This is a genomic window from Acinetobacter sp. PC34 (assembly GCF_051789135.1).
GTDB classification, from domain to species: domain Bacteria; phylum Pseudomonadota; class Gammaproteobacteria; order Pseudomonadales; family Moraxellaceae; genus Acinetobacter; species Acinetobacter johnsonii.
In genome coordinates this window covers 2,761,496-2,774,576 of the sequence record NZ_CP196664.1, presented here as the reverse complement: position 1 = coordinate 2,774,576, position 13,081 = coordinate 2,761,496, and the positions used below count along the sequence as shown (strand labels likewise).

Here is a 13,081-nt window from a genome sequence, read left to right as displayed (position 1 = left end):
CATAGACCCTTACTGGGTTAAATTGGACGTTGAGTATTTGGCTTTCATTTTTTCAATCAATTGGTCTTTTTCAGTCCAAAGTTGATCGACCCACTGTTGGAATTTTTCTCGAAAGTCTGCATCGTCTTCATAGTTTCCAGCGAGTACCCATGCAGGAATATCAATTTTACGTAAATTGACCGCAATCCGTGGGACTTCCCCGAGCCAAAATTCGCTATAGCCAGGTGCGCCGTCGGGATAGACAATGGTCATATCTACCAAGGCATCAATGTCATTACCTAAAATACTTAAGGCTAAGGCCAAGCCACCCGCTTTCGGTTTAAGTAAATTTTGATAAGGCGACTGCTGCTGTGCATGTTTTTCTTGTGTAAAACGCGTGCCTTCCAAATAATTTAACAGGGTGAATGGTTGGCTAAGCAGTTGTTCACAAGATTTGCGTGCCTCTTCCATATCGCGTGTTTTCAACGCAGGGTTTTTCGTAATTTGTTCTTTACTATGCCGCTTCATCATCGGGAAGCCTAGAATTTTAAAGGCTTGGCCGACAAATGGAATAAAAATAAGTTCCCACTTGGTAAAGAAGCGGGTAAGGGGCATACGGGTTAAACCAAAATATTGGTTAACCGTGGTGTCGACCCAACTTTGATGGTTGCAAGTCATGAGGTAACGGCCCTGCATACTTAGCTCAAGATCATCGTCGACAGAAATGTCCCATTTCGTGTTGGGTAAGACATGATCGATTAAATAATTGTTCACAGCGAGCCAACTGTTGGTGATTTGAATATTGGTCTCATCTACTTTTTTTGATTTTTTAAACAGTTTGGTCAGGCCTAGCGCGAGCACTGGCGGACCATGAAAAAAAGTACTGCCTGTAATGACTGAACCAACAGTTAAACCACGTGTGATTTTTTTTAATAAAGGTTGTTTTTGGTTTGGTGATGACATAAAAATAAACCCTAAAATATAATGCGTTTCGCAACTCGTTCTATTTCTAAAGCTCAATATAGTACGGGATGATCAAATAGAAAAGCACCAAGCATTAACTGTGTAGAAATTGTGACGAAGAATGCCTTGAAAAGGAAATTTTTTATTACATATTGTAAATAAAGGCTTTATTGTTAACAAAAAATCAATGGTCTAGATCATCGTTTTACGACAATATTCGGTCTATAAACAAAACACACAAAGAAGGAGGCATGCGATGCGTGCACTAGCAATTTCCGCAGTCGTTGGGGCAATGGTTCTTACAGGTTGTCAAAGCACTGGTAATAACACTGGTGGTGTGGAATACGATAAAGCTGCTCTAGGGACCTTAATTGGTGCTGCTGCGGGTTATGGTATTTCTAAAGGAAACGCAAACACGAGTCGTCAAAACAACCGTGCTGCAGCGATTGGCGCAGTTGTCGGTGGTGCAACTGGTGTTTACCTTGACAACAAAGAGAAGAAACTTCGTCAACAAATGGCGGGTACTGGTGTAGAAGTTAAACGTAATCCAGATGGTTCTGTAGGTTTGGTTATGCCAGGTAACATCACTTTTGATACCAACAAATCAAACATCAAGCCGAACTTCTACTCAACTTTAAATAAAGTTGCGCAAACCTTAACTGAAGATAACAAGAGCGGTATACTTGTAACAGGTTATACAGACAGTACAGGTAATGATTCAATCAATATTCCTCTGTCTCAAGCGCGTGCGCAATCTGTAGCAAGTTACTTGGCATCTCAAGGTGTTTCTACAACACGTATTAATGCACAAGGTCAAGGTTCAGCAAACCCAATCGCATCTAACGCGACTGCTGAAGGCCGTGAGCAAAACCGTCGTGTAGAAATCAGCATCTATGCAATTCAATAATTTTTATTGAAGACTGAAAAACCACCTTCGGGTGGTTTTTTTATGACTGTTAAAATATGAATTTGCATTATGCATCTGTAGCGGAGATGACTATAATCGAGCTCGGAATGAAATAGAGGAAAGACTATGTCACTGGCAAGTCAATTAAATGACAAGCAACTTGAAGCCATGAAATACACTCAAGGACCCTTGTTAGTACTTGCAGGGGCTGGTTCAGGTAAAACTTCGGTGATTACCCGTAAGATTGCCTACTTGGTGAAACACTGCGGCATTCCTGCTTATCGTATTACCGCGATGACGTTTACCAACAAAGCAGCACGCGAAATGAAAGAACGTGTCACCAAGCTGCTGTCACGTGAAGAGGCAAAAGGGCTTTCAGTCTCGACCTTCCACACCTTTGGCCTAAACATGCTGCGTTTAGAGCTGAAACACACACCATTAAAAAATAATTTTTCTATTTTGGATGCGGACGACTGTAAGCGTATTTTGATGGACTTGATGCACCGTGACAATTTATCCGGTGCGGAAAGTAAAGAACTGATTGCCAAAGCCATGAAGATGATTTCAGATTGGAAAAACGATCTGATTCCACCTGAGCAAGCACACACCACCTGTGAAACCGCAGAAGATGTTCAGTTTGCGCACTTGTATCAACTGTATGAGCGTAATTTACGTGCCTATAATGCGGTCGATTTTGATGACCTAATTGTGATGCCGACGCGTCTTTTACAAGAAAATGCAGAAGTACGTGAGCGCTGGCAAAACCGTATTCGCTATTTATTGGTCGATGAGTATCAAGACACCAACACCGCACAGTATATTTTGGTGAAATTGCTGGTCGGGGTGATGGGACAGTTCACTGCGGTGGGTGATGATGACCAATCGATCTACGCATGGCGTGGTGCCAAGCCTGAAAACATGGCTTTGCTGAATGAAGATTTTCACAATTTAAAAGTGATTAAACTCGAACAGAACTATCGTTCGACCAGTCGTATTTTAAAAGCGGCCAATACTGTGATTGGTAACAATCCACATATTTTTGATAAAAAACTGTGGTCAGATAAAGGTCATGGTGAAGTAATTCGAGTGATTACGTGCCGCAATGATGACGATGAGTCAGAACGTGTAGTAAAAGACTTAATTACGCATAAACTGATGAATGGTAAAAATTGGAAAGATTACGCCATTTTGTATCGGGGTAATTTTCAAGCACGTGCACTGGAAACACAACTGCGTCAAATGCAGATTCCGTACAAATTATCAGGTGGTCAGTCGTTCTTCGGACGAGCTGAAATCAAAGACGTGATGAGTTATTTGCGCGTCATTATTAATCCTGAAGATGACAGTGCATTTTTGCGAATTATCAATACACCTAAACGTGCCATTGGGCCTGTGACTTTAGAAAAGCTGGGTCTGTTTGCACAAGAAAATCATTTGTCTTTGCTCTCTGCAGCGGGTGATCAACGTCTCACCATGGTGATTCCTAAAAAAGCCACCACGCAGTTGGCGGAGTTTGCAGACTTTATTACCACCTTTACCCGTGAGTTGCTTGAGGATGATGAACCTGTACCGATTATTCGCAAGATGATGGTTGAAGCGGGTTATATCGACTATGTCAAAGAGTCTGCGGCGACGCCTGCGCAAGAAAAAACCAAGCTGGATAATATTGAAGTGTTGTATAGCAGTATTCAAAGTTTGATTAACCGTGCTGAAGATGTTGATGAGAAAAACATTGAAAGTGTAATTCGTAAAATGGTGTTGCTGGATATGTTAGAGCAGCAGCAAGAAGAAGAAGACACTGACAAAGTAAACCTGCTCACGCTGCATGCATCCAAAGGGCTTGAGTTTCCATATGTCTATCTGATCGGTCTTGAGGAAGAGTTACTGCCGCATAAAAACTCGATTGCCGCAGATACGGTTGAGGAAGAGCGTCGCCTGATGTACGTGGGCATTACCCGTGCGCGTCAGGGTTTAACCATCACGCTTGCAGAACAACGTAAGGCGGGCGGTCAAATGAAGCAAATGACACCAAGTCGTTTCTTGGATGAGTTGCCGCAAGATGAGTTGGAATGGCTGGGGCGTAAAAAGAAACTGGCGGGCAATGTCGATCCGAAATTACAAGCGCAGCATTATTTAGATAATTTACGTGCATTGATTAAGCGCTAAATATTTTTTTATTTTAGAAATTTATTGTACTAGGAAAAAGAGAATGAAAGTTCAGGTTAAAGTGTTGGATTCACGTTTAGGCAATGAATGGCCAATGCCAACCTATGCGACAACGGGTTCAGCAGGCTTAGACCTTCGTGCATGTGTCGATGCTGCGACCGTCATCGAACCGGGACAAACTGTTTTGGTCAAAACAGGTTTATCTATTTATATTGAAGACCCACACTTTGCTGGTTTAATTTTACCGCGTTCAGGCCTAGGTCATAAGCACGGCATTGTTTTGGGTAACTTGGTGGGTTTAATTGATTCGGACTATCAAGGTGAATTGATGGTGTCGGTTTGGAACCGTAGCCAAACAGCTTTCAGTTTAGAGCCAGGTGAACGTCTTGCACAGTATGTACTCGTACCTGTGATTCAAGCCCAGTTCGATATTGTAAATGAATTTGAAGCGACAGAACGTGGTGCAGGTGGTTTCGGACATACTGGTCAAAACTAATCTCTCAGTGATAAAGTAAAACAACAAAGCCTCTCCTTGAAAGAGGCTTTGTTGTTTTAATGCTGAATGATCATTTTTAGTTCATAAAAAGTTACAACTCTTTTTTGAATCCTTAGTAAAATTAAACCCAGCGTTAAGCATAACAACAAGGACAGCTGAAAGAGCTGTTGATCTGAATAAATTAGAAGTTAGACCTATGGATTTTCAGCCAAAATTTCCTGCACATATTTTTCGTGCCTATGACATCCGTGGCAAATTGGATGTTATGAGTGCTGAGCTGATTCGTGCCATTACACAAGCGCTCGCAACTCAATATTTAAAGACTGGGCAGACACGTTTAGCCATTGGTTATGATGCTAGACAAAGCAGTCCTGCTTTTGCAGAAATTATTTACAAAGAATGTCTTAAACAGGGCTTAGATGCGCAAATCATCGGATGTTGTGCTAGTCCTGTGTTGTATTACACGGCACGTCAGTTCGACGGCAATGGCATTATGGTGACAGCCAGCCACAATCCGAAGTCGGATAATGGGATCAAATGGATTATGCAGGGTGAGCCTCCTTTACCTGAGGCAATCCAACAGGTGGCACGCGATGCAAATGAATATTTTGACAGCCATGCAGAGATGAACTGGCAAACGTTGCCACATCAGATCGTGCCTGAATATTGTCTGGCTTATCAGGCGGCATTGCTCAATGATATACAGCTCATGCCTCAACCGCGACCCTATAAAGTCGTGGTGGATGGTTTATACGGTTCAGCGGGGCGTTGTGCCGTTTTGGTCTTAAAGAAACTCGGCTGTGAGGTGCATGCTTTACGCTGTGAGGCCAATGGTGAATTTCCTGAACATGCCCCCGATCCATCTCAAGCCAAACATCTAGATCTACTACGAAACGCCGTGCAACAGCAGCATGCCGATATCGGTATTGCCTTTGATGGGGATGGTGACCGTGTTGTATTGATTGATGAAAAGGGCGTAATCATTTCAGCAGACCGTTTATTGTCCTTGTTTGCGCACATGTGTTTGGCTGATCATCCAGCACATGAAGTGGTTTTTGATGTGAAATGTTCCACCATGGTTCGAAATACAGTATTGGCCCATCACGGTATTCCAAAAATGATTCGCACAGGTAGTTCTTTTTTGCGGAAATATTTGGCGCAATCTGAAGGGCATGCGGTTTTTGGCGGTGAATATGCAGGGCATTATGTATTTAATGATGGTCGTGGCTTTGGTTATGACGATGGTTTATATGCCGCACTACGTGTGCTGGAATACTTAAGTTTGAAGCAATGCACTTTGTCCGAAGCACTGGCAGACTACCCAGAACGTGCCAGTACAGAGGATATTTATATCAGCACCCATCAGATTTCACCCGCGCTGGTTTTAGCGAATGTGGAAAAACAAAGTCAGCACTTTCAAGCAGAAATGAGTAAAATTGATGGCGTAAGACTTGATTTTGAGGATGGATTTGGCATTATTCGAGCATCGAATACGGGCGAGTATTTTACCGTGCGTTTCGACGCGGACAGTGATCAGCGGCTCCATCAAATTCGCCATAACTTTGTGCACATGCTGACGGCAGATTATCCGCAGATTGCACAAGACCTATTAGACGCCCATTAAGGAGAGGCACATGCCACATCAACATACTGGCCTCGACAAAGCACAAGTCCTGACTGAAGCTTTGCCGTATATTCAACGTTTTGCTGGAAAAACGCTAGTAGTGAAATATGGTGGCAATGCAATGACCGATCCTGAGCTTGAGAGCTCGTTTGCACGTGACATCGTTTTGTTAAAAACCGTCGGTTTAAATCCAATCGTGGTGCATGGCGGCGGTCCACAAGTGGATTCGTTTTTAAAGCAATTGGGGCGTGAGTCGGATCGTATTGATGGTATGCGAGTGACCGATCCAGCGACCATGGAAGTGGTTGAAATGGTGTTGGGCGGTAGTGTGAATAAATCTATCGTGAACTTGATTAACCAACATGGCGGTCGTGCCATTGGTTTAACGGGTAAAGATGGTAATTTACTGCGTGCACAAAAGTTACTGATGGAAAAAACTGCGGAAGATGGCACGGTACAAAAAATTGATCTAGGCCTAGTGGGCGAAGTGACCAGTGTTAAAACCGATGTATTGGAAATGTTTACCAGTGGTGATTTTATTCCTGTGATTGCACCTTTAGGTGTGGATGAAGAGGGCAATACTTATAACATCAACGCGGATTTGGTGGCTGGAAAAGTGGCTGAAGCTTTAGGTGCTGAAAAGCTGATTTTGTTGACCAATATTTCAGGTGTTTTAGATGAAAATAAAAACCTGCTCACGGGTCTAACCACCCAAGAAGTTGACCGTCTCATTGAAACGGGCGTGATTTACGGCGGGATGATTCCGAAAGTGGGTTGTGCTCTAGATGCGGTGAAAGGTGGTGTGGTAAGCGCGCATATTGTGGATGGTCGTGTGCCACATGCAACGTTGTTGGAGATTTTCACCGATCATGGTGTCGGTACATTAATTACCAATCGCAGTAATAAACACTAGCATTTTAAAAAAGCCTCTTCGGAGGCTTTTTTTAGGCCTATGCATTTTATAAAAATAGTTTTATGCGTGAATGTGTTCGGGTTATGAAGCATTGTGAATTGCAAGCCAGTCAGGACTCATGCACAATAAAACCATCATAAATAAATATGTTTAAATAAGATCAAGATTATGTGCCAACTGCTCGGAATGAACTGTGCAACACCGACTGATATTACCTTTTCATTTCGAGGCTTTTCACAGCGCGCGGGGATTACTTCAGACCATTGTGACGGTTTCGGGATAGCTTTTTTTGAGGATAAAGCCTGCCGTTTATTCGTTGACAATCAATCTGCAGTTGAGTCGCCGATTGCTGAATTAATTCGGAACTATCCGATCAAATCACGCAATGTGATTGCCCATATCCGCAAAGCGACGCAGGGAAAAATTAACTTAGAAAACTCACATCCATTTAGCCGTGAGCTATGGGGGCGACAGTGGATTTTTGCGCATAATGGCGATTTGCATGACTTTGATCCTGTACTTTCAGGACGCTTTACCCCAGTTGGCAATACCGACAGTGAACGTGCATTTTGCTATTTACTTGATCAGCTGGTGAACAAGTTTGGCTATATCGAGCCAAGTCTAGATCAAGTTTTTGATTTATTAACGGATATTTCTCCACGGATTGCGGAGCATGGCACGTTCAATTTTTGTTTATCGAATGGACAAGCCTTGTTTAGTTATGCCATTACCAAACTGCATTGGTTGGTGCGTGAGTACCCATTTAAACCTGCGCAGCTGATCGACATTGATGTTGAAGTCGATTTTAGTCAAGTGACTACCGCAGAGGATCGCGTGGCCGTGATTACTACCGAACCGTTGACTCAAAATGAAGCGTGGACAGCCTTTGCACCAGGGGAAATGATTTTATTTCAATATGGCAAAGCGATACGCCACCAAATGACCCATGTGGAACGTTTAATCCGAGAAGCCAAAGATCCGTCTTTAAAACGCGTTACTAAAGCGGATCAATATTAATTTATTTCAAAATGATTGGAATATAAAAGCATGGCGAATTCAAACATGAGGTGCGACAGTTTCAAAAGCCATATGATAATCAACAAGCTGAGCAAATTTCTCTAATGGTGTAAGCCAATCTAACGCCTTTCTAGGACGAGTATTCAGTGACATGGCAACTTGATTTAAATAATGCTGATCTGCCTGATTTAAATCAATCCCTTTAGGTAAATATTGCCTAATTAAACCATTCATATTTTCGCATGTGCCTTTTTGCCAAGGTGAATGTGGGTCACAGAAATATACATCTATGCCTAAATCTTCTTCGAGTATTTTATGTTCTGACATCTCGCGTCCACGGTCATAGGTCAACGTTTTACGCAGTTCTGCAGGTAAATATTTCAGAGCTTCAGTTAAAGCCTTGCGCACTGATTCTGCCTTTGCATCAGGTAATGTTGCCAAGATACAGAGCCGTGTATTTCGTTCAATAAGTGTTGCTATCGAACTTTTATTGTCTTTACCTTTAATTAAATCAGCTTCCCAATGACCCGGTATTTTTCTTTCTTGAACTTCGGCTGGGCGCTCATGAATAGTTTTAATATCCTGTAATATAGAATCTTTTTTAGGTTCACCGTTAGCTTTTCGCTTTTTATTTTCATGACGCAGACAGGATAATAAGTCTTTTTTCAACTCACCCTTGGGTAATGCTCGTATCGTTGAATAAATCGTTGTATGGCTTACATTCATTGTTTGATCCAAATCAGGAAATGTCTTTAAACGCTTTGCTATTTGCTGAGGAGACCATAAACAACGGATCGCTTCAACAATAAATTTCCAGAGGATTGAATCGATTTTGAGTTTTCTGTGACCACGTCTACGTCTAGCGAAGGTGTTATCAGAAGCATATCGAGCTTGATAAACGTCATTGATGCTATTTCTTTTAAGCTCACGATAGATCGTACTAGGATGTCTTTTAATGAGTTCAGCAAATTTTCTGGCTGAAAAGCCTTCTTTTCTTGACTCAAGCATTAATGCAGTACGATCTTCAAAGTTAAGATGATGGTATGACAATTTTATATACTCCATAAACCCTTTAAATTAATTAGGTGGTTTATGTCGCACTTCAAGTTTTACTCTGCCATGTATTGAAATCAAATGACATCCAAATCAGCATGGATGGTAAAGGTCGATGGGTTGATAATGTGATGGTTGAACGATTATGGCGGAGCGTTAAATATGAAGAGGTGTATCTCAAAGCCTACAGCAATGTTTTGGATGCGAAGAAGCAATTAAACGCATATTTTGAATTTTATAATTTGAAACGACCTCATTCGAGTCTGGACAAAATGACTCCAGATGAGTTTTACTATGACCAGCTACCACAACAAAATAAGGTAGCTTAACTAGAGCAGAGTATCACTTATAAATAAGCTTTTAGTTGTTCAAACATGTGGGACCACCTCTATTTAAAAAAAGGAAAGAAGATGAAAATTAAGTTTTTAACAGTTTCATTGATGCTTATTCTGCCATTTTCTGTTTTTGCAGCAAATACTGTAGTAGAAAAAGCGGTCATTGAATCAAATAATACATATAAGGCGAAGTATAACTTAGAGGATATGACTGAGTTTAATCAGGCTCAAAAGGGCTTTATTGCCAAGCCAACAGGTCAAATTAAAAGTGAGAAAGGCAATGTTATCTGGGATTTTGATGCATTTAGTTTTTTACAAGATCAAGCACCAAATACCGTTAATCCCACTCTATGGCGACAAGCAAAATTAAACAACAATGTTGGGCTATTTAAAGTAACAGATCGAGTTTGGCAAATTCGTGGTTTTGATTTGGCAAATATGACCATCATTCAGGGTGATACTGGCTGGATTATTGTGGATACATTAACCTCTAAAGAAACGGCTGAAGCAGCACTTAAATTTGCTAGACAGCATTTAGGTGAGCAAAAAATTTCAGCCATTATCTTTACCCATAGCCATATCGATCATTTTGGTGGTGCATTAGGCGTTCTTTCTAGCGAAGAAATTAACGCTAGAAAAACTCCAATTATTGCGCCAAAAGGCTTTATGGAAGAAGCGACCAGTGAAAATGTGATGGCAGGTTCAGCCATGATACGTCGTGCGACTTATATGTATGGAACTTTTCTACCTAAAAATGCGGAAGGATTGGTGGATACAGGTTTAGGTAAGGCTGTTGCTGTGGGAAAAATGGGCATCCTTGAGCCTACACAACTGATCACTCAACCAGAACAGAAAATGACGGTTGATGGCTTGGATTTTGTGTTTTATAACGTGCCGGGTTCAGAAGCACCAGCAGAATTAACGTTCTCTATCCCATCATTGAAACTTTATAACGGCGCAGAAATTCTATCTCATACCATGCATAATCTTTATACCCTTCGGGGTGCTAAAGTCCGTGATGCCTTAAAATGGGTGGGCTATCTAGACCAAGCAATGCAGCATGCCAAAGCATCCGATGTATTGATTGCACAGCATCATTGGCCTGTCTGGGGCAATGACAATATTCAAGATTTTATTAAAACCCAGCGAGATGTTTATAAGTTCACGCATGATCAGACGGTGAGATATATGAACTCTGGTTTTAATGGCGCTGAAATTGCCGAAAAAATTAAGCTTCCAGCGGCACTTGATCAAAAACTATATGCTCATGGCTATTATGGAACCCTAAAACATAATGTAAAAGCAGTATACCAATATTATATGGGATGGTTCGATGCCCATCCTTCCAATTTAGATCCATTACCCCCTAAAGCTGTTGCAAAAAAATATATTGAGTTAGCAGGTGGGGAGAACAATGCATTGAAAAATGCGCGGGATGCCTACGCTCAAGCTGACTATAGATGGGCTGCCGAGATTTTAAAACATATTGTGTTGAATAACCCTCAAAACCAACAAGCAAAAGACTTATTGGCGAATACTTATCGTCAATTGGGCTATGCTGCTGAGGCTTCAACTTGGCGTAATTTCTTTTTGGTGGGCGCTCAAGAGCTACAAAATAATGTACCCCTACAAAATACTTCTGATCCGAGTGATTTATTGATTCATACACCAACTGAAAGATTTCTTGAAGCTATGGCGACAAATTTAGATGTGGAAAATTTAAAAAATGAAAACCAGTGTATCAATCTGGTTTTGTCGGATACCAAAGAGCATTTTTCATTATGGGTTGAAAACTCAGTCATGCAGTTTAAGCGTTATGATGAAAGTAAAGATTTGGCATTGGATTGCCCTACATTAACCTTAACCAAGCCCTTATATCTAAAAATGATTACAGGTCAAATAGAAGGGGTAAAAGTCCTGCTTTCTAAAGACAGTAAAGTCAAAGGTAATCCACTGAAAATTGGAAAATTCTTTGCAATGTTTAAACGTCCAGATTCAATTTTCCCGATTGTGACTCGACCAAATGGCTAAGCTCAAATAAGTAAAGTCGAAACTTAAATTAATAGATCCAAAGAAATGGGTGAAATTATCAACTTGGTTCTCCCAATCTTATAACAGGAATACAAGAAATTATTTCTTGTATTCCTCTTTAAAATTAAAAGTAAGCTATATGTATTTTAACTCTATTGATACTTTATTAAATGGTTTTTGAATTTTTATACTTTATTTTCGATGGAGATATTTTTATTAGTAGCTTGTTTAAAAAAGATTTGTTTATTTTTCTATTAATTGCTTCTAAATAATAACTTCAATATTTTTGTGGTTAAAAGGCAAGGGGGTATTATGATGTGTTTTTTATTGAAAATAAGCTTTTATATTAGGGCGAATTCAAACATGAGGTGCGACAGTTTGAAAAGTCTTATGATAATCAACAAGCTGAGCAAATTTCTCTAATGGTGTAAGCCAATCTAACGCTTTTCTAGGACGAGTATTCAGTGACATGGCAACTTGATTTAAATAATGCTGATCTGCCTGATTTAAATCAATCCCTTTAGGTAAATATTGCCTAATTAAACCATTCATATTTTCGCATGTGCCTTTTTGCCAGGGTGAATGTGGGTCACAGAAATATACATCTATGCCTAAATCTTCTTCAAGTATTTTATGTTCTGCCATCTCGCGTCCACGGTCATAGGTCAACGTTTTACGCAGTTCTGCAGGTAAATATTTCAGAGCTTCAGTTAAAGCCTTGCGCACTGATTCTGCCTTTGCATCAGGTAATGTTGCCAAGATACAGAGCCGTGTATTTCGTTCAATAAGTGTTGCTATCGAACTTTTATTGTCTTTACCTTTAATTAAATCAGCTTCCCAATGACCCGGTATTTTTCTTTCTTGAACTTCGGCTGGGCGCTCATGAATAGTTTTAATATCCTGTAATATAGAATCTTTTTTAGGTTCACCGTTAGCTTTTCGCTTTTTATTTTCATGACGTAGACAGGATAATAAGTCTTTTTTCAACTCACCCTTGGGTAATGCTCGTATCGTTGAATAAATCGTTGTATGGCTTACATTCATTGTTTGATCCAAATCAGGAAATGTCTTTAAACGCTTTGCTATTTGCTGAGGAGACCATAAACAACGGATCGCTTCAACAATAAATTTCCAGAGGATTGAATCGATTTTGAGTTTTCTGTGACCACGTCTACGTCTAGCAAAAGTGTTATCAGAAGCATATCGAGCTTGATAAACGTCATTGATGCTATTTCTTTTAAGCTCACGATAGATCGTACTAGGATGTCTTTTAATAAGTTCAGCAAATTTTCTGGCTGAAAAGCCTTCTTTTCTTGACTCAAGCATTAATGCAGTACGATCTTCAAAGTTAAGATGATGGTATGACAATTTTATATACTCCATAAACCCTTTAAATTAATTAGGTGGTTTATGTCGCACTTCAAGTTTTACTCTGCCCATGTTTATAATAAAATAAAACATGCTTTTATTTTGGTACATACTTATAAAATAATAAAATTGATTAAATAATAACTGATTCTTTTGGTCGGATTTAAATTTATTTACTTATTTAAAATAAATACTTAAGTTTAATTTAATGAAAATAGTATAAAACCAA

General features: G+C 40.2%; 10 protein-coding genes and 1 pseudogene. 8 read left to right on the top strand and 3 right to left on the bottom strand.

The window, feature by feature from the left end:
* Nucleotides 1–9: 9 nt before the first annotated feature.
* On the bottom strand, nucleotides 10–942 hold the full coding sequence (locus ACSC9N_RS13560) for an acyltransferase (protein WP_010326011.1): 933 nt from the start codon (nucleotides 940–942) through the stop codon (nucleotides 10–12).
* 256 nt (nucleotides 943–1,198) lie between these two features.
* On the opposite strand from ACSC9N_RS13560, the gene ACSC9N_RS13555 reads away from it, so the two are divergent.
* From ACSC9N_RS13555 to ACSC9N_RS13530, 6 genes are all read left to right on the top strand, one after another.
* On the top strand, nucleotides 1,199–1,849 hold the full coding sequence (locus ACSC9N_RS13555) for an OmpA family protein (protein ID WP_010326012.1): 651 nt from the start codon (nucleotides 1,199–1,201) through the stop codon (nucleotides 1,847–1,849).
* 126 nt (nucleotides 1,850–1,975) lie between these two features.
* Nucleotides 1,976–4,015: a UvrD-helicase domain-containing protein gene (locus tag ACSC9N_RS13550; protein WP_004694892.1), complete on the top strand. Its 2,040-nt coding sequence runs from the start codon at nucleotides 1,976–1,978 to the stop codon at nucleotides 4,013–4,015.
* A 43-nt stretch (nucleotides 4,016–4,058) separates the two neighbouring features.
* Nucleotides 4,059–4,511, top strand: a complete 453-nt coding sequence (dut, locus tag ACSC9N_RS13545; RefSeq protein WP_004694889.1) for a dUTP diphosphatase — start codon at nucleotides 4,059–4,061, stop codon at nucleotides 4,509–4,511.
* A 196-nt stretch (nucleotides 4,512–4,707) separates the two neighbouring features.
* Nucleotides 4,708–6,135, top strand: a complete 1,428-nt coding sequence (locus tag ACSC9N_RS13540; RefSeq protein ID WP_010326013.1) for a phosphomannomutase/phosphoglucomutase — start codon at nucleotides 4,708–4,710, stop codon at nucleotides 6,133–6,135.
* Nucleotides 6,136–6,145: 10 nt separating this feature from the next.
* Nucleotides 6,146–7,048, top strand: coding sequence for an acetylglutamate kinase (argB, locus tag ACSC9N_RS13535; protein WP_004984290.1), 903 nt, complete (start codon nucleotides 6,146–6,148; stop codon nucleotides 7,046–7,048).
* Between the two features lie 168 nt (nucleotides 7,049–7,216).
* Nucleotides 7,217–8,065, top strand: a complete 849-nt coding sequence (locus ACSC9N_RS13530; protein ID WP_010326014.1) for a class II glutamine amidotransferase — start codon at nucleotides 7,217–7,219, stop codon at nucleotides 8,063–8,065.
* A gap of 39 nt (nucleotides 8,066–8,104) precedes the next feature.
* Here ACSC9N_RS13530 and ACSC9N_RS13525 read toward each other — a convergent pair whose 3' ends face one another.
* Complete coding sequence (locus ACSC9N_RS13525) at nucleotides 8,105–9,130, bottom strand: IS30-like element ISAba125 family transposase (protein ID WP_004994718.1); 1,026 nt, start codon at nucleotides 9,128–9,130, stop codon at nucleotides 8,105–8,107.
* 56 nt (nucleotides 9,131–9,186) lie between these two features.
* On the opposite strand from ACSC9N_RS13525, the pseudogene ACSC9N_RS13520 reads away from it, so the two are divergent.
* Together ACSC9N_RS13520 and ACSC9N_RS13515 are read left to right on the top strand one after the other, a co-directional pair.
* Nucleotides 9,187–9,447: pseudogene (locus ACSC9N_RS13520) on the top strand (integrase core domain-containing protein); the annotation flags it as partial.
* A gap of 81 nt (nucleotides 9,448–9,528) precedes the next feature.
* The gene (locus ACSC9N_RS13515; protein WP_000693745.1) at nucleotides 9,529–11,484 is read left to right on the top strand and encodes an alkyl/aryl-sulfatase; all 1,956 of its coding nucleotides are present in this window, start codon (nucleotides 9,529–9,531) and stop codon (nucleotides 11,482–11,484) included.
* A 357-nt stretch (nucleotides 11,485–11,841) separates the two neighbouring features.
* Here the strand turns inward: ACSC9N_RS13515 and ACSC9N_RS13510 are convergent, their stop codons facing one another.
* Entirely contained in the window at nucleotides 11,842–12,867 is a 1,026-nt protein-coding gene (locus tag ACSC9N_RS13510) for an IS30-like element ISAba125 family transposase (protein WP_010326927.1), read from the bottom strand.
* Nucleotides 12,868–13,081: the final 214 nt, after the last annotated feature.